Source organism: Shewanella piezotolerans WP3 (genome assembly GCF_000014885.1).
Taxonomy (GTDB): domain Bacteria; phylum Pseudomonadota; class Gammaproteobacteria; order Enterobacterales; family Shewanellaceae; genus Shewanella; species Shewanella piezotolerans.
Genome location: NC_011566.1, coordinates 2,313,571 through 2,335,000, shown reverse-complemented (window position 1 = coordinate 2,335,000; position 21,430 = coordinate 2,313,571). Strand labels below are relative to the sequence as shown.

Genomic DNA, 21,430 nt, shown 5'->3' with positions numbered 1-21,430 from the left:
TTTCAAATACCCGAAGATATTCGAAGTTTACATATTGCTATGGTCACTCAGTGGTTCATTGAGAAATATTTTTGATTGCATCTAAGATGCAATTTCGAATAACTCAACACCTGTGAGTGCCCACACAGATTTGCTTGTCATATTGTTAAAGAGCGTGAAGTCATCTTTCATACTTCGCCGAAGACGCTAGGTCGTTGGCTTGAGGAGGCGTATTCTACACTCTCCAGTGTCGGCGTCAAGCGCTTATTTTAAGAAGTTTTCTAAGCGTTGATTTCTTAATCACTCTCGTGAAATCCATCATCACCCGAAGCCCTTAAAGCGATTGTCACCTGAGGCTAATTTCCGAAGAAGTTAATCTCTCTAACACTGCTGCAAGTCCCGTACTACCTAAGTAGTTGGCCTGCTGTGCCGTGTCAGTGGATGCGAATTATAGGCAAATCCTGAGCAAGCGCAAGCGCTTTTTAAAGAAATAATATCTTTTTTATCACGTTTCTAGTTAAGCACATTTTAGTCACTAGTTACCCTCAGAGTTATCCACAAACAGCACTTAAAACGGCTACTTTATGGGCACGCGGCCTCAATGCTATAGTTGAGTACATTATTAACTTAGTCTTTAATGTTAGCGGTGTTTCCAGTTCACGCTAGTCAAAGTGCTAAGAGCTTAGAATAAGCGGCGGGCCCCCTTATTCGCTTCAAAATAAATTACTTAATAATAAGTAAAAAAAAGGGCGACTTTATAAGTCACCCTTCTATGTCTATTTTGTCGCGGTCTTAGCTTAGCTTAGCTTACCGTGACACTGTTTGTACTTCTTACCAGAACCACATGGACAAGGATCATTTCGACCCACTTTCTCACCTTCACGTACCTGAGGCTGAGTTGCAGCTAATGCTGCGCTCTCCTCCGCACCGACTATAGCTTCAGCTGCAGCATGTTGGTAATCACGACGGATCTTTGCATCTTCTTGACGACGACGCTCTTCCATCTCTTCAACATCTGACTGCGCTTGAACTTGTACTTTAGACAAAATACTAATCACATCGTGCTTTAATGACTCAAGCATCTGCTGAAATAGCTCAAACGACTCACGCTTATACTCTTGCTTTGGATTCTTTTGCGCGTAGCCACGTAAGTGAATACCTTGACGTAGATGATCCATGGCCGATAGATGCTCTTTCCAAAGCCCATCCAAAGTTTGCAACATAACTGCTTTTTCAAATTGACGTAGAACTTGCTCGCCTACCATCTCTTCTTTAGCTTTATATGCATTAATCCATGTATCTACAATACGCTCACGCAATGTTTCTTCATGAAGATCATCTTCCTTATCTAGCCACTCTTGGATAGGAAGTACCATTGTATACTCTTGCTGCAATCGCTGTTCTAAACCTGCAACATCCCATAGCTCTTCTACTGACTGAGGCGGGATATACTGATCCATTAATTCATTGATTACATCAGTCTGAATATTAGTAATGGTATCTTTAATACTCTCAGCATCCATAAGCTCATTACGTTGAGCATAAACAACCTGGCGCTGGTCGTTAGCAACATCATCAAACTCAAGCAGCTGTTTACGAATATCAAAGTTACGTGCTTCAACTTTACGTTGTGCATTCTCAATGGCACGAGATACCCACGGATGCTCAATAGCTTCACCTTCTTCCATACCGAGTTTCTTCATCATTGAAGATACTCTGTCAGAGGCGAAGATACGCATTAAGCTATCTTCCATAGATAAATAGAAGCGGGAAGAACCAGCATCACCTTGACGACCAGAGCGACCACGCAACTGGTTATCGATACGGCGAGATTCATGACGCTCTGTACCTAGGATATGCAAACCGCCAGCATCAACAACTTCGTCGTGACGAATTTGCCAATCAGCCTTAATTTTAGCTCTTTGCTCATCGGTAGGATTAGCAAGGGCTTCAATTTCCATATTCCAATTGCCACCTAACACGATATCGGTACCACGACCGGCCATGTTAGTTGCAACGGTTACCGCGCCAGTACGACCCGCCTGGGCAACGATGTCTGCTTCACGCTCATGGAATTTAGCATTCAAAATCTCATGAGGGATCTTTTCTTTCTTTAATAAGCTGTGCAGTAATTCTGATTGCTCAATTGAAACAGTACCGACAAGCACTGGTTGACCGCGTTCACGACAACCAACAATATCCTTTACAATCGCTGCATACTTCTCTTCAGCAGTCAGATAAACCAAATCAGGATTATCTTGACGAACCATTGGACGGTTAGTCGGAACGACTACGGTATCCAGACCATAAATATGCTGGAATTCGAAAGCTTCGGTATCCGCAGTACCCGTCATACCCGCAAGCTTCTCATATTGACGGAAGAAGTTCTGGAAGGTAATAGATGCTAAAGTTTGGTTCTCATTTTGAATATGAACGCCTTCTTTTGCTTCTACAGCCTGATGCAGACCTTCAGACCAACGACGACCAGGCATAGTACGACCTGTATGCTCATCAACAATGATCACTTCATTATCTTGAACAATATAGTCGACATCTTTTTCAAATAAGGTATGTGCACGCAGTGCAGCATTAACATGATGCAACAGAGAAATGTTAGCAGCAGAGTACAGTGAGTCGCCTTCGGCTAACATGCCACGCTCAGTAAGTAGCACTTCGACCTTTTCTTGGCCTCGCTCTGTCATATGAACTTGCTTGGCTTTTTCATCGATAGAGTAATCACCTTCACCGATCTCTTCTTCAGTATCTTCTTTTTCTTGCTGAATCAGATTTGGGATGAGGGTATTTATCTTAGTATATAGCTCTGAGCTATCTTCAGCTGCACCAGAAATAATAAGTGGAGTACGCGCTTCATCAATTAAGATTGAATCGACTTCATCGATAAGTGCATAATGCAAAGGGCGCTGAACACGCTCGGCAGGCGAAAACGCCATATTGTCACGCAGGTAATCAAAGCCAAACTCGTTATTGGTACCGTATGTGATATCGGCATCATAAGCGGCTTTCTTTTCTACTTGCCCAAGTCCTGCAACATTAATTCCTACGCTTAAACCAAGGAACTCAAAAAGAGGACGGTTATTTTCGGCATCACGACCAGCTAGGTAGTCGTTAACTGTAATAACGTGAACACCTTTACCTGTTAAGCCATTTAAGTAGGCTGGCAAGGTCGCCGTAAGCGTTTTACCTTCACCGGTACGCATCTCTGCAATTCGGTTACTATCCAAAATCATGCCACCAATAAGCTGGACATCGAAATGACGCATTTCGAAAACACGCTTTGATGCTTCGCGTACGGTTGCGAATGCCTCTGGTAAAACGTCATCTAGGGTTTCCCCTGCCTCTAGACGTTCACGAAAGACTTTAGTTTTTGCTTTTAATTCTTCATCTGATAACTGCCCGTACTCTTCTTCAAAACCATTAATTTTATTAACGACTTTACCGAAAGCCTTAAGCGTACGATCGTTGCGACTACCAAATACTTTTGTCAGTAATTTACCAAACATCTGAACCACTTCTATGTTGTTGGCCAAGTCCCTTTTAGAGCCTGAAAGCCTATTTTCGATTAACCTGCCTTGCGGTAGACATATTTTTGCGGATCAATTTGCTGTCCACCGCGCAACACTTCATAGTGCACATGAGGCCCGGTTGAGCGCCCAGTACTTCCCATAACAGCGATCTTATCGCCTTTAGCGACCACGTCGCCTACGGTTACTGACAAAGCTTTATTGTGACCATAACGAGTTCGTAGACCATTACCATGATCAATTTCAACTAGCTCGCCATACCCAAACATCTTGTCCGCCCACATAACTACGCCACCTGCGGTAGCGACTACATCGACGCCCTCTTCTCCAGCAAAGTCGATGCCTTTATGCATCGTACGTTTACCGCTAAAGGGATCATTTCGTAAACCATAGGGCGATGATAACCAACCTTTCTTAATTGGTCGCCCAGATATATAACGTTCTTCATCTATATGGAGATTAGATGCTACCGTTTCAAGTAGTGAGAGCTGAACATTATTATTATCCATTCTTAATACCAGCGCATCCATATCGGCAATGAGCTGATCGAGTTCAATGTTAGTACCTAATTCACTCGCACCACCAACACCGACTTCTGAAGAGAAATCAAATTGATCTTCTAATTGATTATTTAGAGCAACTTGCTGACCCAACGCTTCTATACGCGTGAGTTTAGCTTGCATACGTGCAACGTGCGCCACTAACATCGACAATTGAGTTTCAGTTGCACTCTTTAAAGAGAGCAACTCGCTTTTTTGCTCTTCACGAGCCAAGCGTTCACTATCGGCATTGGTCTGTTGCTCTATAAGCTGCTTAGCATTGTGTTGATAAAGACCTGTTCCTGCTGCAATGAGCAAGATAGGTAATAACAACCAACGCTTTCCCGGTTGCCAGCGTGCGGCACCGTTTCGACCTTGAATAAAAACTGTTACACTCATAGCCTAATTAAGCCATTTTATTATCATATGAAAAAGCCCCCACAGGATCTCAGTCAGTTACTGCATCAGCAAGGGAACATGCCCAATTTGGCTGAAAAAGCAGAACTGCTATTACACTTAGATCACTACGTCAAAAAAGTGCTTACTGATCCAGTGATAGAGCAGCTAAAGGTTGCCAATCTACGCCAAGGTACCTTGGTAATTGAAACAACAACGGCGGCTTGGGCTGCAAGAATTAACTTCCAAAAACCCAAAATATTGCAAATGCTGCAAGCCGAAACGCTACCCATGCTTACCGCTATCGAAGTCAAAGTCAACCCAAGCTTGTTAATGTATGAAACAAAATCCAAACCTGCTCACAACCACATAAGTGAAAATGCGGCAGCTCACATTGAAGCTTTAGCTGAACATGCAGAAGGTACGTTGGCGGTAAAACTAAAACGGCTGGCTGCATTAGCCAGCCGTTCAAGGCAATCTTAATTCGTTATTAAGCGAATACGGCACCTGAAGGTACTGAGAAACTTACTGGAGCATCAGCTTCTTTTTCAAAGCTGACTATCTCCCAAGCATCTTGCTGTGCAAGCATTGCACGCACTAACTGGTTGTTCAGTGCATGCCCTGTTTTATAGGCACAGAACTCACCAACAATCGCATGACCTGCAACATAAAGGTCACCAAATGCATCTAAGATCTTGTGCTTAACGAACTCGTCCTCATAACGCAGGCCATCGGGGTTGAGGACTCGGTATTCGTCAAGTACAACGGCGTTTTCCATACTGCCACCAAGCGCAAGATTATTTGCTCTCAAGTATTCAATATCGCGCATAAAGCCAAAGGTTCTCGCACGACTGATATCTTTAACAAAAGCAGAAGATGAAAAATCCATCACCATGTGCTGTTGACTACGGGCGATCTCTGGATGATTAAAGTCAATGGCAAAATCAACTCTAAAACCTTTGAATGGTTTTAACTCAGCCCACTTATCACCGTCTTCAACACGAATCGGTTTAGTGATCTTGATGTACTTCTTAGCGGCGGCTTGCTCTTCAATACCTACAGACTGTAGTAGGAATACAAAAGGGCTCGCACTGCCATCCATAATCGGGATTTCAGGAGCATCAACTTCAATAATGGCGTTATCAATGCCCAATCCAGCAAGTGCTGCAAACAGATGCTCAATTGTCGAAATACGAACACCGTCGTCATTTACTAGCGCAGTACACATTGTTGTTTCACGTACTTGTTCAGCAACAGCTGGAATTTCAACTGCCGGTGACAAATCGGTACGAACAAGCATGATGCCAGTATTAACAGGTGCGGGTTTAATGATCAAAGTAACCTTGTTGCCGGAATGCAATCCAACACCAGTAGTTTTAACCATTTCTTTGACTGTTCTTTGAAAAATCATGTATTTACCCGTTTATTCGCTCAACAAAAAAGCACAATCCATACACTTTTCAACCGTGTACAGGCGATGCTGGTCGGATATCTTAGCATATCTTTGCAAATATACCAAAAACACACCCACTATAAGACAATATATTAGTATAGCCTTATAATAGTTAACACCTTATTAACATTCGCTTTAATCAGCTTGCTTACGCAAAAATGCTGGAATATCTAAGTAATCAAGGTCGCTCTTTTTCTCTGCTGTTGGTGCTGCTGCTGGTTGAGTTGCAGCAGCTGTATTCCCGTGTGATAACGTTGGCGAAATTGGTTCTTCCGCTGCAAAGGTTTCAGCACGAGTTTCCGCAGGAACAATCGGCTCTGGACGTGGAGTGGGCTTTGTTACCAGCTGAATATCTGGCTTTTTCTCAGCGCCAATACCTGTTGCTACAACCGTGACACGCAATTCATCTGACATTTCAGGATCAATAACTGCACCGACAACCACAGTCGCATTGTCAGAAGCATAAGCTTTAACATGGTTACCCACAGTCTCAAACTCTTCGATGCTCATATCCATACCGGCTGTGATATTCACAAGTACACCACGAGCACCGGCAAGATCGATATCTTCTAGTAAGGGGCTTGCAACAGCAGCTTCTGCAGCTTCTTCTGCGCGATCTTCACCGCTCGCTACACCTGTGCCCATCATAGCATTGCCCATTTCCGACATCACGGTTTTCACATCGGCGAAATCGACGTTAATCAAACCTGGACGCGTGATAAGCTCAGCAATACCTTGCACCGCACCAAGCAGTACGTTGTTTGCTGCAGCAAAAGCATCAAGCAGTGATGTACCACGACCTAACACTTTTAACAGCTTTTCGTTTGGAATGGTGATCAGTGAATCAACATTTTTAGCAAGTTGCTCAATACCTTGATCCGCGAAGGTCATGCGTTTTTTGCCTTCGAAAGGAAATGGCTTAGTTACCACAGCAACGGTAAGGATGCCCTCTTCGCGAGCAACCTCTGCAACAACAGGAGCTGCACCTGTTCCAGTACCTCCCCCCATACCCGCGGCGATAAAGATCATGTCAGATCCTTTAATTGCGTTGCGAATACTTTCTTTGTCTTCTTCAGCGGCTAAACGACCAATTTCAGGATTAGCTCCAGCACCTAAACCTTTAGTTACATCGCGGCCCAATTGAATCGTTGTGCTAGCAGCAGACTTACGTAATGCTTGCGCATCAGTATTTGTCGCTACGAATTCAACACCTTCGATATTGTGCTTAACCATATGTTCGACAGCATTACCACCACCGCCACCGACACCGATGACCTTGATCACCGCTTCATCTGTATGACTATCCATGATCTCAAACATGGTATTTTCTCCGTTTGCCTGCGTTACTAAATTAAAACTCGCCTTTAAACCAACTTTGAACCCGATTCCAAAGACTGGTGACCCCTTGTCGTTCTGGACGCTCAAACTGACGTTCTATCACTCTGCGCGCACCATAATGAAGCAGCCCAACTCCTGTGGAGTAGATAGGCTGATCGACATATTCATATAAACCTTTAACTGGCAACGGTTGTGCCATTCTTACTGGCATTCCAAACGTTGCTTCGGCAACATCAACAGCCCCTTCAATTGAGGCCGTACCACCTGTTAACACAATGCCCGCTGCAACTTGGTCTTCAAGTCCGCTTTCGCGTAGTTGCTTTAGTATTAATTCAAATAGCTCTTGGTATCTTGGCTCAACCACTTCTGCCAATGTATGCCTAGACATACTGCGCGATGGTCGCCCTCCGACTGAAGGGACTTCGATGCTGTCTTCTCGACTTACCATGGAGCTTCGTGCACTCGCGTGCTGCACTTTAATTTGCTCAGCATGGGATAACGGAGTGCGGAAAATTTTAGCGATGTCGTTAGTCACCTGATTACCTGCAACAGGCACTACTGCACAATGGCGTAGTGCACCATTAGTATAAACCGCAATATCGGTTGTACCGCCACCCATATCAACTAAACAGACACCCAGGTCTTTCTCGTCATCGGTTAACACCGAGTCTGCAGAGGCAATGGCTGAAAACACTAGATCATCAACTTTTAGTCCGCAGCGCTCTACGCTCTTGGTAATATTCTTTGCCATGTCATTAGCGCAAGTCACGATATGTACTTTTGCCTCCATTCGCATACCAGACATGCCAATAGGACTCTTAATCCCATCTTGTACGTCGATGGCATACTCTTGCGGTAACACATGCAAAATTCGTCTTTCAGTTGGAATTTTTACTGAGCGCGCCGTATGGATAACATTGTCGACATCTTCTTGTGTCACCTCTTCATCGTTAATCGATACCATGCCATTTTCGTTCTGACATTCGATATGTTTACCCGATATACTCAGATAAACGGAAGAGACTTGGCAATCTGCCATTAATTCTGCTTGATCGAGTGCTCGCTGTACGCTGCGTACAATAGAATCAAGATCGTTTACACCACCTTTATCCATCCCTCGTGAAGGGTGGTTGCCGAGGCCGACAATACTGATCTCGCCATCAGGCAATACTTCACCAATGATCACAGCAACTTTTGAAGTTCCTATGTCCAAGGCAACGATCAGATTTCTATCTAGATTCTTAGTCATTAATTAACGGCTCTCTGTTTGTGCATCATCCCAATCTACGGCCAGTCCAGTGTCGTAGCGCAAATCCACCACTCCTACCTTTTTATCTTGCGCAGCAAGCTTGGGGTAGACGTGGATAAACCTTTGTATCCTTGTCATACTATCTTCTCGGCCAAGCTCAAGCCTGATACCGTTATTTAACTCTGCATGCCATGCATGTCTTGCACTTAAGCTCAAACTCTTCAAGCTAAATCCATTGATGGTTAACAGCTCTCCAAGTTGCTGATAGGTTGTCAGTACTGACTTACCTTGTGCCTCTGGTCCCGTCAACGAAGGTAAATTGGGTATCCCCTCTTTCACTGGAGCATCAAACACCTCGCCATAGGTGTTGAGCCAAGCATCCCCATTCCAATGGGCAACAGGAACTTGCTCGATCAAATACACTTTTAACTTTGCAGGCCACTCACGTCTTACCGACGCCTGATAAACCCATGGCAAGGCTTCCAATGCCTGCTGCACTTGATTCACATCTGCAGAGAAAAAGCTTCTTTGCATCAAATCTTGCAGTGCAACTTGAATCTCTTGGTCAGCGGTATAATTTCGCTCACCATTAATCGCAACAGCTTCAATCGGTAACGCATCTGCATCATTTAGCACTGCATTCAGTTTAAAAGCAGCAGCTGAAAGCCCAATTAAAACACATGCTAGAAACACTAACCCAAAGCATAAATACCAATCGGTTTTTAACAGCAAAACTCGAATACGTTGGCCTTTATCGCTCCAAGACATCTTTACGCCCTCTTTTTAGGTCGCGAAGAGGGAAAACCGGCCATTATATAGACCTTATCCTGAGCGTCAAAATTTGCTGGGTAACTCATTGTATATATTTCTAAGTTACCCATTTTTCTCTTCAGCTTCTTTTACGTTAAAGCCTAAATTCGACTGTGCCAAATTTCGCGACAACACGCCAATGTTACCCGCGCCTTGAGTGAGAAGCAGATCACCGTTTTGAAGTATTTCTGGCAATACGGTTTGCAACTGTTCGGTACTAGCAACAAATACAGGTTCAAGTTGACCACGTACGCGGATAGAGCGACACAGTGCACGGCTATCAGCCCCTGGTATCGCAGCTTCTCCAGCAGCATAAACATCAAGTAGCAATAAGCAATCCACCTGAGAGAGTACCTCGACAAAATCCTCGTAGAGGTCACGAGTGCGGCTATAACGATGTGGCTGATAGATCATCACCAACCTTCTTTCAGGCCAGCCCTGTCTAGCAGCTTTGATTGTTGCTGCAACTTCACTTGGATGATGACCGTAATCATCAACTAATTTGACTTCACCTTTAGCGGTTTCAAAGTCACCAACCTGCTGAAAACGGCGACCTATGCCTTGAAACTCTGCTAGCGCTTTGATGATAGCTTCATCTTCAATGTCATCTTCACTGGCGACAGCAATTGCCGCTAAAGCATTTAGTACATTGTGTTCACCAGGCAAGTTCACTGACAGATTCAGATCGGCAACGCCACTTCGCCTTACTGTAAACTGGCTGCTATAACCTGTTTGAGTGAAACCAACCGCTTGTACATCTGCATCATCACCGAAACCATAAGTCACTACTTTCCGGCTAAAACGCGGTAAAAGTTCTCGCACAATAGGATCGTCGATACAAACCACCGCGACACCATAAAATGGTAAGTTATGAATGAAGTCGACAAAGGTGTTCTTTAACTTCTCAATGTCTCCACCATAGGTATCCATATGGTCGGCTTCGATGTTAGTTACAACACTCACCATAGGCTGTAGATGCAAAAAGCTCGCATCACTTTCATCGGCTTCAGCTATCAGGTAACGGCTATGCCCTAAACGTGCATTAGTGCCTGCGCTATTTAATAAGCCACCAATAACAAAAGTAGGATCACGATCTGCTTGGCCATATACACTGGCAATTAAACTGGTTGTGGTTGTTTTACCGTGAGTGCCTGCAACAGCAACGCCGTGGCGGTAACGCATTAACTCCGCTAACATCTCTGCACGTTGTACCACAGGGATCCGCAATTCTTTCGCAGCCATCAACTCAGGGTTATCAGCACTGATCGCGGTTGAAACTACGACTACGTCAACATCCTTAACATTATCGGCATTGTGGCCAATATGGATCACAGCGCCCAACTGACTTAGTCGATCTGTAACTGTATTTTCAGCGATATCAGAGCCACTCAATTGGTAGCCCTCGTTAACAAGCACTTCCGCTATGCCGCCCATACCTGCACCACCTATTCCTACAAAATAGATATGCTTCACCCTACGCATTTCGGGGATCATGGTTCTTAGCTGCGAATACTTCTCTGCTTTGTTACTCATCTCAACCCTTTTCCGCTAATTTAATACAGGCGTAGGCAACTCGTTGCGTTGCATCGAGTACTGCCACGTCTCGGGCGCGCTCGCCCATTTTGCATAACTCTTTTCTGTCAGACGCTAGCATCGACAATTTACTTATCAACTTACTGCTATCCACTAAAGGTTGTGGTAGTAAAAATGCAGCGCCAGCCTCAACTAACACCTGGGCATTTTTGGTTTGATGGTCATCTACAGCATGAGGATATGGCACTAATAGACTCGGCAGTCCGACTGCTGCAAGCTCTGATACCGTCAATGCACCCGAACGGCACACAACCACATCAGCCCAGCGATATGCTGCTTCCATATCGTCAATAAACTCAGCGACCTTCACGCTACCATCTTGGCCTAAGTGCTGATATTCAGCCTTAACCGATGCTAAATTATTACGTCCAACTTGATGCCAGACTGTCATTGGATGGGTTTTACTCACCCCCTCAAGCGCACCTGGCATGACATCGTTAAATATCTTGGCCCCTAAACTACCACCCACCACTAAAACCTTCAGCGCTTCCTCTTCACAAGCTTTATCTCTATTGCCACCCAGGGCAATTAACTCTTTGCGAATTGGATTACCAACAGTTTCAGCACGAACATCTGTAAATGTGTCCGGGAATGCACACAGCACTTCAGTCGCGACCTTAGATAAAAGCTTGTTGGTCATCCCTGGAATAGCGTTTTGCTCATGTAAAACTAATGGGATGCCTGATAACCTTGCAGCTACGCCACCCGGTCCACTGGCAAAACCGCCCATGCCCATCACCACATCAGGTTTAAAATCTTGGATCACTGAGCGAGCCTGCATAACTGAGCGCAGGATCTTGAATGGAGCAGCCAATTTACGTAATAAACCGTTTCCTCGAACCCCTTTGATATCAAGAAAATCGATATCGAAGCCGTGTTGAGGCACTAATCTCGCTTCCATTCTATCGGCCGTACCTAACCAGCGCACCTTCCACCCCTGCTGGCTTAAGTATTTAGCAACCGCAAGCGCAGGAAAGACATGGCCGCCAGTGCCGCCTGCCATAATTAAAATGCGCTTTTGTTGTGCTTGGTCAGTCATTAATTCACTCATTATTTTGGACCTCGGCCTTCAACGGCTTGGATCACACTTAATCGTCTTTCGTAATCAATTCGGATCAGCATCATCGCTGCTGCCGTCATGACCCATAAACTACTACCACCATAGCTAATGAATGGCAGGGTCAACCCCTTTGTGGGTAGCATGCCGATACTTGCACCTACATTGACCACCGTTTGAAAACAGATCCAAATACCAATGCCGTAGGCAAGGTAGCCATCAAATGCACGTTCAAGCGATAAACACATGTTACCTAGCTTAATCGCTCTCAAAGCGACAAACAGCAGCACTGCAAGCACCACAATAATGCCGATAAATCCTAATTCCTCACCAATAACGGCAAAGATAAAATCGGTATGAGCTTCAGGCAGGTACTCTAGTTTTTGAATACTATTTCCTAAACCTTGTCCAAACCAGTCGCCACGCCCATAAGCCATTAACGATTGGGTTAGCTGATAGCCACTGCCAAATGGATCTTGCCAAGGATCTAAAAATGACGTCACTCGTCGCATACGATAAGGCTCTAATGCCACCAAAGCCACAAACGCTAATACTCCGGTCAGGATCAGCGCAAAAAAGTCTAACAACCTGGCTCCAGCCAAAAATAACAAGCCTACAGTGCCAACAAATAGCACCACTACAGTGCCTAAATCCGGCTGCATTAAAATTAGAAATGCATACACTGCAAATACGGCAATTGGCTTATAAAAGCCTTTAGCGTTTTCTCTAATTTCTTGATGCCGCCTTACCAAATACCCAGCCATATAAATTGCAAAAACAAACTTGGCGATCTCTGCAACTTGTATTCGAATCGGACCAACCGTTAACCAGCGCGTAGCACCGTTTACCGTGGTCCCTACTAACAATACTGCGACCAGCATAATGCCTACAATCAACAGCAAAAATGGACTAAAATTTTGCCAATGCCGCATCTCTACTTGTAAAACGACTGCCGCAATAATCATACAGCCCACTAAATACGCGCCATGGCGCCATACAAAGTGAAATGGATTACCTGTTAAACTCTGCGCTTCAGGCATCGAGGCGGACATCACCATCACAAATCCAAAGCAGATTAACGACAATACCGCGAACAGCAGTGCTCTATCATACAGCTGCATACCTGGCGCAGCTCTATCTGCAAATAAGTTTGCTAGCGACCACTTAAAGCGGCCGCTAAACAGACTGAGCTGCTTCTCTGTGCTAGGCATTTAACTTGCCAACTTCAGCACGAAAATCATCACCACGCGCCATAAAATTAGGGTACATATCTAAACTGGCACATGCTGGTGACAAAATAACGATATCGCCTGCAGTTGAAATTTCATTGGCTAACGCTACCGCCTCAGCCATAGTCTTAACGGACTGCGAGCCCTCTTTAAGAGCGGCAATTTTGTCACCATCTTTACCTAAGGTGATTACACTGCTGACCCTTTCGAGCGCCGTCGCTAGGGCGGTAAAATCTGCACCTTTACCATCACCGCCAGCAATCAAAATCAATTCGCCTAAGTGCTCACTTAAGCCTTCGATTGCTGCTACTGTTGCGCCAACATTGGTAGCTTTAGAGTCGTTGACATAAGTCACCCCAGCAATATCGGCAACCACTTCACAGCGGTGAGTCAGCCCTGTGAACTGTTTAGCCACTTCGACTAAATATTCGCGGCCAATATCAACACTACTCGCCAGCGCCATTGCTGCAATCAAATTAGCGTGGTTATGACTGCCCACCAATGCAACCTCACTAATAGGCATAATCACACTGCTACCACGTACGATATTCCCTTCTGCACCCCCCCAAGCATCAACTTCTGGCGCATCTAAACCAAAGCTATTTTGGTTCATTGGGCTATTTGGCAACGTCAGAAGATCTTCTCGATTAAACAGTACGCTTTTGCTTTGGTCATACAGATTCAATTTGGCTTGTCGGTAAGACTCCAAATCATTGTAACGATCCATATGATCTTCACTAATGTTTAAACAGGTTGCAGCAATACAATTGAGGCTATGGGTGGTCTCAAGCTGGAAACTTGATAGCTCAAGCACATAAAGCTCTTTTGGATTCAATAACAGATCCAGTACAGGAATACCGATATTGCCACCCAAGGTATAAGATAATCCTGCCGCGGCAGCCATTTCACCGACTAAAGTAGTGACTGTAGACTTACCATTTGAGCCGGTAATACCTATCACACGGGCGGGGCTATTGGCGATCGCTCTAGCGAATAGCTCGACATCGCCAATCACTTCTATGCCCATATCAAATGCCGCGCGTACCTCTGGTGTTTCTACCGAAATACCGGGGCTAATAACAATCTGAGTCGCTTGAACTAAGTAACGGCAATCAAACCCGCCAGCGATTAACTCAACATCAGGATAGGCGGCAGCCAGTTTATCTGCGCCAGGGGGCTGCTCTCGACTGTCCATCACCAATGGGGTTATCCCTTGATCACACAGGTAGCGTACAACTGACAAGCCAGTTGCTCCCAATCCTAATACTATGTGTGAATACTGCTGCGCCATGTTATATGTCCGTTTTATCTAAGCTTCAACGTTGCAAGACCGAGCAACACTAAGAACAGGGATATGATCCAAAAGCGTACGATAACGCGCGGTTCTGGCCACCCTTTTAACTCATAATGATGATGTATAGGTGCCATACGGAAGATACGCTGGCCTCTTAGCTTGTAAGAACCGACCTGCAATATAACGGATACGGTTTCCATGACGAATACACCACCCATGATGACAAGCAAAATCTCCTGACGCACTAATACCGCAATTGCGCCAAGTGCTGCGCCAAGTGCTAGAGAGCCAACATCGCCCATAAATACTTGTGCTGGATAGGTGTTAAACCATAAGAATCCAAGCCCTGCACCGACAATCGCGGTACAGACAATCACTAACTCACCCGCTCCAGGAAGATAAGGAATGTGCAAATAGTTAGCAAATTGAACGTGTCCAGAAAGGTATGCTATTAATGCAAAAGCAGCTGCGACCATAACAGTTGGCATAATAGCTAGACCATCGAGACCGTCTGTTAAGTTAACCGCGTTACTTGACCCCACAATAGTGAAGTACACTAATACAATGAAAAAAGCCCCCAATTGTGGCATCACATCTTTAAAGAAAGGCACCACTAACTGCGTTTCTCCAGCCGTATCGGCTGATGCGTAAAGATAAACTGCAATCACAATGGCAGCAATAGATTGCAATAGGTACTTCCAGCGTGCAATCAAGCCTTTAGTATCTTTCCTAACCACTTTACGGTAATCATCGATAAACCCAATGGTGCCGAAACTTGCTAGCACAAACAGCACAACCCACACATAGCGGCTACCTAAATCGCCCCAAAGCAATACACTAATAAAAATACCAGCAAGAATAAGTAAGCCACCCATAGTAGGTGTTCCACGCTTACTAAAGTGAGACTCAGGGCCGTCATTACGCACGACTTGACCAATTTGCAATAATTGCAATCGTTCTATCATCTTTGGTCCCCACCAAAGACTAAACATCAATGCCGTCATCAATCCAAGAATGGCTCGGAAGGTGACATAAGAAAATACGTTAAACCCACTGTAAAACTGGGTTAAATACTCCGCCAGGTAAACCAGCATTAAACAAACTCCCCGCGACCAAAGGCCATTGTTAAAGCTTCAACTACACGTTCCATTCTCGCACTGCGAGAACCTTTGACTAATATAGTGATATCAGCATTAGACTCATTAATGTAAGTCATTAACTTTTCTACTAATTCATCAATATTTCTGTGGTGTGCAGCACCAAAAGCATGACTTGCACCTTCACTTAGCTCGCCAACACAAAACAGTGCATCAACACCCTTTGCTTTAGCTTCTGCGCCTAGCTCATTGTGCAAAAGGGCGGCATTGTCGCCTAATTCTCCTAAATCGCCCAGCACTAAACACCGATTTCCGCTAATTTCTTGAAGCCAGTCAATCGCGGCGCCTACCGAGGCGGGGTTAGCATTATAGCTATCATCAATTACCGTCACTCTACCTAAACGAGTTGGCAACATTCTGCCCTTAACGGGTTCAAGCAGGCTCAGTCCTTGATTGATAAAGCTTAATGACATACCAAGTGCCAAACATATACTACTAGCAGCCAATGCATTAAGTACCTGATGACGGCCTGCAAGTGGTAAAACAACAGATTCAACCTGGTCTGCATAGGAAATATCGAAGCTGTATCGTCCACCTTTATCTGCGTGTAATGCAGTTGCTTTTACATCAGCGGCCGCATCAATAGCGAAGGTCAACTGAGTTAAATGTTGAGATGCCGCTAACATCACAGCCGCAAAAGCATCATCGGCATTGATAACCGCTATACCATCTGTAGCAACGTGATTGAATATCTCAGATTTAGCTTTGGCAACACCCGCTAACGAACCAAACCCTTCAAGGTGCGCCGAGGCAACATTATTCACCATCGCCACACTAGGTTTAACTAGGCTAGAGGTATAATCAATTTCACCAGCATGATTAGCACCAAGCTCAAACACACCAAACTGATCACCGGCTTGTAATCGTAATAATGTCAGCGGCACACCAATTTCGTTGTTAAAATTCCCAGCGGTATAAAGCACTTGATGTTGCTGTGACAGAATGGTGGCAACCATCTCTTTGACGCTGGTTTTGCCATTTGACCCTGTTAATGCAACACAAACTGGCGCTAGCTTCTCTCGAACATAAGCGCCAATATCACCCATTGCTCGCTGGCTATTGTCTACAATGATTTGCGCAACAGCATCTGGGAGTTCGCGCTCAACCAGCACAGCCCTTGCGCCATTCTCAGCAGCTGATCCAACAAAGTTATGGCCATCAAAGTTGTCACCTTTCAGTGCCACAAATAGTGTTTTTCCATCCACTGCGCGACTATCACTCGATACCTGCTCTATCGAAAAATCGTCTCCGAGCAACTTGCCACCAAGGTGCTCAGCGATTTCGGTTAGCGATAGCTTTATCATGCGTTACCTTCCGCTATGGCTTTGGTAAACGCGCGTTCGTCATAATTCAATTTTTCACCATTAACTTCTTGGTAAGTCTCATGCCCTTTACCGGCAAGTAGCACCATGTCACCAGGTTTTGCCAAGGCAACCACTTCTCTAATCGCCGTTTTTCGATTAACTTGAGATTGCGCCTTTTGTGGCTCTGTAAATCCTGAGAATACATCTGCGATGATATCTTCAGGGTTTTCACTGCGTGCATTATCGCTGGTCACCATCACGTGGTCCGCAAACTGCTCTGCACTACTTGCCATCATAGGGCGCTTACCTGAATCTCTATCTCCACCACAACCAAACAGGCACCATAATTCACTCTTACAGTGCACTCTTAACGCCTGTAAAGCCTGCTCGATAGCATCTGGCGTGTGGGCATAATCAACCACTAAAGTCACATTACCTGAGGTGGTAAAACGCTCCATTCGACCAGCAACAGGCGTCAGGGCTGACGCGAGTCTTACTATGGCCGCCATATCTTCACCGACAAGGTAAAGTGCGCCCAGCGCTGCCACTAAATTAGAAAGATTAAAGTCACCTAATAGCGGCGACTGCAGTTTAGCTTCGCCTTCAGGCCAAACTAATGTGCATGTAACACCACCATCATGGTATAGACACTGCTTGGCATAGATATCTGCCTTAGTATTGCCCTTAATACTGAAGCCTAATGTTTTAGTTGATGTAGCTTGAGCTAACCACGAGGCGCCTATTGCATCATCGCAATTTATCAAGCCGGCACGTAGAGAACTGAATGTAAACAGACGTTGCTTAGCTGCGCCGTAAGCCTCCATCGTATGGTGGTAATCGAGATGATCACGGCTCAAATTTGTAAAGACAGCCACATCAAAAGGTACCGCCTCAACACGGCCTTGTACTAAACCATGACTAGACACTTCCATAGCGCAGGTATCTGCATGGCTTTTTTCAAAATTTTGTAATTGCTTAATCAGGGTAATTGCATCGGCAGTGGTGTTGCCACTATCGACGAGTTCCCCCCATAGTCCATTGCCCAGCGTCCCCATCACAGCAGTTTGCTTGCTCTGCAGTTGCTGTAATTGGGCAATTAACTGCGTAACTGAGGTTTTACCGTTAGTGCCCGTAACCCCGATAATTTTTGGTCGTTTGCTCGACAAAGGGTACGCCTGCGCTGCTAGCACTGACACTTGACGGTTTAACTGGAAAAACGAAATTAGCAAACCATCATCGGTGCTAATATTGCCGTGCTCTTCTGGCGAGTCGGTATGCACCAACACCGCTGCGGCGCCATTGTCCAATGCGGCTTGAATATACTGTCGTCCATCTACCTGATAACCCGGTACAGCGACAAAAAGATCGCCCGCTTTTAGCGCGCGGCTATCAAGCGTGAGATCATTGAAAACTTCTATGCCTGAATAGTGGAACCAGGGAGCAAGGAGATCTCGAATTAACATTATTCTGCACTCCTAGATAAAGCAGCCAAACGAACTTTTTCGCGGCTAGAAATGGGCTCAACATTCAACATTTGTAATGCTCCAGACATTACTGATGCAAATACAGGGGCAGCAATATCACCGCCGTAGTATCTATCGCCTTTGGGTTCGTTAACAACAACGGCGATAGCAAGTCTAGGGTTATGCACTGGTGCGACTCCGGCAAAAATAGCCACATAATCTTCACCATAACCTCCAGCAACGGCTTTACGCGCCGTACCTGTTTTACCTGCAACAGGATAACCTTCAATATGTGCCTTGCGCGCGGTACCCCCTTTCTCGGTGACACCAACCAGCATCTCCATCACATTCTGCGCAACATCCGCAGAGATCACTTGGGTACCTTCAGGCTTTTGTTTAAGCTTTAAAATTGAGGTCGGATAGAGTACCCCCTTGCTGCCAAGGGTTGCGTACATTCTGGCGATCTGTAATGGTGTAGCCATTAAGCCATAACCAAACGACAGTGTGGCTCGCTCAAACTCAGACCACCGACGTCGATCATGGATCAGGCCAGCACTCTCGCCCTCAAGGTTAATACCTGAATAGTTGCCCAGTCCCATCGCTTGATAGGAACCGAGCAACTCTTGTACTGGCATCGATAATGCAATTTTTGTCATGCCGACGTTACTTGAATGCACCAAGATACCTGCAAGTGATAAGTCACCATAATTACGGGTATCACGCACGATTTTACCACCAATACGCATTCGACCGGGATTCGTTTTAATGATGTCATCGAGCTTAATCGTGCCCGCTTCAAGCGCTGCAGCAACCACAAAAGGTTTAATCGTTGAGCCAGGCTCATAAGCATCGGTAAGCGCACGGTTTCGCATGCGATAACTTTGTAAGTTCTCGCGGGAATTTGGGTTGTAAGAGGGGGTATTAGCCATCGCCAACACTTCACCAGTATTCACATCTAGCACCACAATGGATGCCGACGTTGCTTGGTTAGCTTCAGTGGCCTTTTTTATCTCTCGATATGCTAACTGCTGAATACGTTGGTCAATACTTAACACGAGGTCATTAGGGCTTTCGCCCTCTTGCACCATATCCAGACGCTCAACAACGTGACCATCACGTGATTTGCGCACCTTCTGTTTGCTCGGCGTGCCCGTTAACCAGTCGTTGTAGGTGTTTTCTATCCCTTCAATGCCTAAATCGTCAATATTGGTAATACCGACTAGCTGTGCCGAGATCTCACTGGTTGGATAATAGCGACGTGATTCAGGCTTGAGGTATACACCAGGAAGTTTAAGCTTCTTAATATAGTCAGCAACGGCTGGTGTGACTTGGCGCTTTAGATAGGTAAAGCGTTTACGCGGATTACTTTGTACTCGCTTTAAAATTTTCTCTTTCGGTTCATGCAACACGTCAGCGAGAGCTTGCCAACGGCGCATATCAACAAAGCCATTTTCGTCATGTACAACTTTAGGATCGGCATAAACCGCTTTAACAGGCACACTGACGGCCAACATTTCGCCATTACGATCGGTGATAAGGCCTCGCTGCACTTCACGACTGGTGGTCCTTAGAGTACGCATGTCGCTTTCGTGGCGCAGCTTTTCTGGTTCAATAATTTGAATATATGCCGCTCGACCGATAAGACTGGTAAATAGCATGCAGACAAACGCCACAACAACGTATAAACGCCATTGAATCAGCTGTGGTTTCTGTTTGCGCTTTGCCTGTTTACTCATGGGACTCTAACTACCACCTCTTCTTTGGGTAAAGGACGCCTCATATCGAGCTCTTTAGTCGCCATCCGGGTTACCCTGCTATGTTCTGAGCGAGACTGCTCTTCAAGTAGCAAATTTCGCCATTCAATATCTAATCGATCCCGCTCTTGTAGCAACTGCTCCCACTGGCTGGTGTATTTTCGCCCTTCATAACTGGTGTATACCACCGCTATTGCATTGAGCATGACGAGTAGCGCAACCACCATGACCCATTTGTGATGCCATAAATCCAGCAACACAATACGAGTTAGGTTTAGCTGCGATTTACTCACCAAAACCTCTACACTGACTCAAGGTCATAAGGTAAACGTTCACCAATACGCAATACTGAACTTCTCGCTCTAGCGTTACGCTCAATCTCTTCTGCCGACGGCTTGATTGCTTTGCCTATGCCTTTCAACTTACGTGACTTATTGATCTCGGCTTCAGTGATAGGCAAACCATGCGGCACACTTTCCCCTTGGCTATGACGGCGAATAAAGCGCTTAACCATGCGATCTTCCAACGAGTGGAAGCTAATGACAGATAAACGCCCTTCTGGCGCCAGCACAGTTAACGCCCCCTCCAATGCTTGGTCAATCTGCTCAAGTTCACTATTGATATAAATACGAATAGCTTGGAACACGCGGGTTGCAGGGTGTTTATTACGCTCTTTATTCTTGGTAATACGTGCAATGAGATCGGCTAACTCTTTAGTCCGTAAAAAGGGGGTCTTCTCGCGATCGGCTGCAATGCAACGAGCAATATGGCGCGAATTTTTCTCTTCGCCATAGGTTTTAAATACCCATGCCATATCTTCAATTTCGGCACGAGCAATCCACTGGGCTGCGGTCTGACCTTGAGAATTATCCATACGCATATCCAACGGACCATCACGTAGGAAACTAAAACCACGTTCAGCATCATCAAGCTGCGGTGAAGACACACCAAAGTCGAGCAATACACCGTCAATCTTACCTTTCAGCCCGAGCTCTTCAACATACTGTGCTAACTGACCAAAACCACCGTGCACAATCTGAAAACGACTATCGTCTTTAAACTGTTCTGCGGCCAAAATGGCCTGCGGATCTCTATCAATCGCAATCAAACGGCCATTAGGTCCGAGTTGCTCAAGCACTTTTCTTGAATGACCACCACGGCCGAAAGTACCATCTATGTAGATGCCATCTTCGCGTATATTTAAGCCTGCGACTGTTTCGGTCAACAAGACTGATAGGTGTTCAAATGATTGCGTCATGTTTATCTTCTATAT

At 45.4% G+C, this 21,430-nt stretch carries 17 protein-coding genes; 1 reads left to right on the top strand and 16 read right to left on the bottom strand.

All coding sequences use genetic code 11. The annotated features are described in order from the left end of the window. Nucleotides 1-776 precede the first annotated feature (776 nt). Both secA and SWP_RS10010 read right to left on the bottom strand, forming a co-directional pair. Nucleotides 777-3,500, bottom strand: coding sequence for a preprotein translocase subunit SecA (gene secA, locus SWP_RS10015; RefSeq protein ID WP_020912349.1), 2,724 nt, complete (start codon nucleotides 3,498-3,500; stop codon nucleotides 777-779). A 59-nt stretch (nucleotides 3,501-3,559) separates the two neighbouring features. Continuing rightward, nucleotides 3,560-4,459, bottom strand: a complete 900-nt coding sequence (locus SWP_RS10010) for a M23 family metallopeptidase (RefSeq protein WP_020912348.1) — start codon at nucleotides 4,457-4,459, stop codon at nucleotides 3,560-3,562. A 27-nt stretch (nucleotides 4,460-4,486) separates the two neighbouring features. Here SWP_RS10010 and SWP_RS10005 point away from each other — a divergent pair, with 27 nt between their 5' ends. Beyond that, entirely contained in the window at nucleotides 4,487-4,939 is a 453-nt protein-coding gene (locus SWP_RS10005; RefSeq protein WP_044555828.1) for a DUF721 domain-containing protein, read from the top strand. Between the two features lie 7 nt (nucleotides 4,940-4,946). Here SWP_RS10005 and lpxC read toward each other — a convergent pair whose 3' ends face one another. From lpxC to rsmH, 14 genes are all read right to left on the bottom strand, one after another. Then, entirely contained in the window at nucleotides 4,947-5,867 is a 921-nt protein-coding gene (gene lpxC, locus SWP_RS10000) for a UDP-3-O-acyl-N-acetylglucosamine deacetylase (RefSeq protein WP_020912346.1), read from the bottom strand. Nucleotides 5,868-6,044: 177 nt separating this feature from the next. Further along, nucleotides 6,045-7,229, bottom strand: coding sequence for a cell division protein FtsZ (gene ftsZ, locus SWP_RS09995; protein ID WP_020912345.1), 1,185 nt, complete (start codon nucleotides 7,227-7,229; stop codon nucleotides 6,045-6,047). 31 nt (nucleotides 7,230-7,260) lie between these two features. Beyond that, nucleotides 7,261-8,496: a cell division protein FtsA gene (ftsA, locus tag SWP_RS09990; protein WP_020912344.1), complete on the bottom strand. Its 1,236-nt coding sequence runs from the start codon at nucleotides 8,494-8,496 to the stop codon at nucleotides 7,261-7,263. Nucleotides 8,497-8,499: 3 nt separating this feature from the next. After that, nucleotides 8,500-9,264: a cell division protein FtsQ/DivIB gene (locus tag SWP_RS09985; protein ID WP_020912343.1), complete on the bottom strand. Its 765-nt coding sequence runs from the start codon at nucleotides 9,262-9,264 to the stop codon at nucleotides 8,500-8,502. Nucleotides 9,265-9,369: 105 nt separating this feature from the next. Next, nucleotides 9,370-10,839, bottom strand: coding sequence for a UDP-N-acetylmuramate--L-alanine ligase (gene murC, locus SWP_RS09980; protein WP_020912342.1), 1,470 nt, complete (start codon nucleotides 10,837-10,839; stop codon nucleotides 9,370-9,372). A 1-nt stretch (nucleotide 10,840) separates the two neighbouring features. After that, the gene (gene murG / locus SWP_RS09975; protein ID WP_020912341.1) at nucleotides 10,841-11,938 is read right to left on the bottom strand and encodes an undecaprenyldiphospho-muramoylpentapeptide beta-N-acetylglucosaminyltransferase; all 1,098 of its coding nucleotides are present in this window, start codon (nucleotides 11,936-11,938) and stop codon (nucleotides 10,841-10,843) included. 11 nt (nucleotides 11,939-11,949) lie between these two features. Then, nucleotides 11,950-13,167, bottom strand: a complete 1,218-nt coding sequence (ftsW, locus tag SWP_RS09970; RefSeq protein WP_020912340.1) for a cell division protein FtsW — start codon at nucleotides 13,165-13,167, stop codon at nucleotides 11,950-11,952. Next, on the bottom strand, nucleotides 13,160-14,476 hold the full coding sequence (murD, locus tag SWP_RS09965; protein WP_044555827.1) for a UDP-N-acetylmuramoyl-L-alanine--D-glutamate ligase: 1,317 nt from the start codon (nucleotides 14,474-14,476) through the stop codon (nucleotides 13,160-13,162). Before murD ends, ftsW begins: the two co-directional genes overlap by 8 nt. Before the next feature lie 14 nt (nucleotides 14,477-14,490). After that, nucleotides 14,491-15,573, bottom strand: a complete 1,083-nt coding sequence (gene mraY / locus SWP_RS09960; protein ID WP_020912338.1) for a phospho-N-acetylmuramoyl-pentapeptide-transferase — start codon at nucleotides 15,571-15,573, stop codon at nucleotides 14,491-14,493. Beyond that, entirely contained in the window at nucleotides 15,573-16,940 is a 1,368-nt protein-coding gene (locus SWP_RS09955; RefSeq protein WP_020912337.1) for a UDP-N-acetylmuramoyl-tripeptide--D-alanyl-D-alanine ligase, read from the bottom strand. Before SWP_RS09955 ends, mraY begins: the two co-directional genes overlap by 1 nt. Continuing rightward, a complete protein-coding gene (gene murE / locus SWP_RS09950) occupies nucleotides 16,937-18,406 on the bottom strand; it encodes a UDP-N-acetylmuramoyl-L-alanyl-D-glutamate--2,6-diaminopimelate ligase (RefSeq protein WP_044555826.1) in 1,470 nt (489 codons plus the stop codon). Before murE ends, SWP_RS09955 begins: the two co-directional genes overlap by 4 nt. After that, nucleotides 18,403-20,139 (bottom strand): peptidoglycan D,D-transpeptidase FtsI family protein, encoded by a 1,737-nt coding sequence (locus tag SWP_RS09945; protein ID WP_020912335.1) that lies wholly within the window; start codon nucleotides 20,137-20,139, stop codon nucleotides 18,403-18,405. Before SWP_RS09945 ends, murE begins: the two co-directional genes overlap by 4 nt. Beyond that, nucleotides 20,136-20,450, bottom strand: a complete 315-nt coding sequence (gene ftsL / locus SWP_RS09940) for a cell division protein FtsL (protein ID WP_020912334.1) — start codon at nucleotides 20,448-20,450, stop codon at nucleotides 20,136-20,138. Before ftsL ends, SWP_RS09945 begins: the two co-directional genes overlap by 4 nt. A gap of 8 nt (nucleotides 20,451-20,458) precedes the next feature. Further along, nucleotides 20,459-21,415 (bottom strand): 16S rRNA (cytosine(1402)-N(4))-methyltransferase RsmH, encoded by a 957-nt coding sequence (gene rsmH, locus SWP_RS09935; protein WP_020912333.1) that lies wholly within the window; start codon nucleotides 21,413-21,415, stop codon nucleotides 20,459-20,461. Nucleotides 21,416-21,430: the final 15 nt, after the last annotated feature.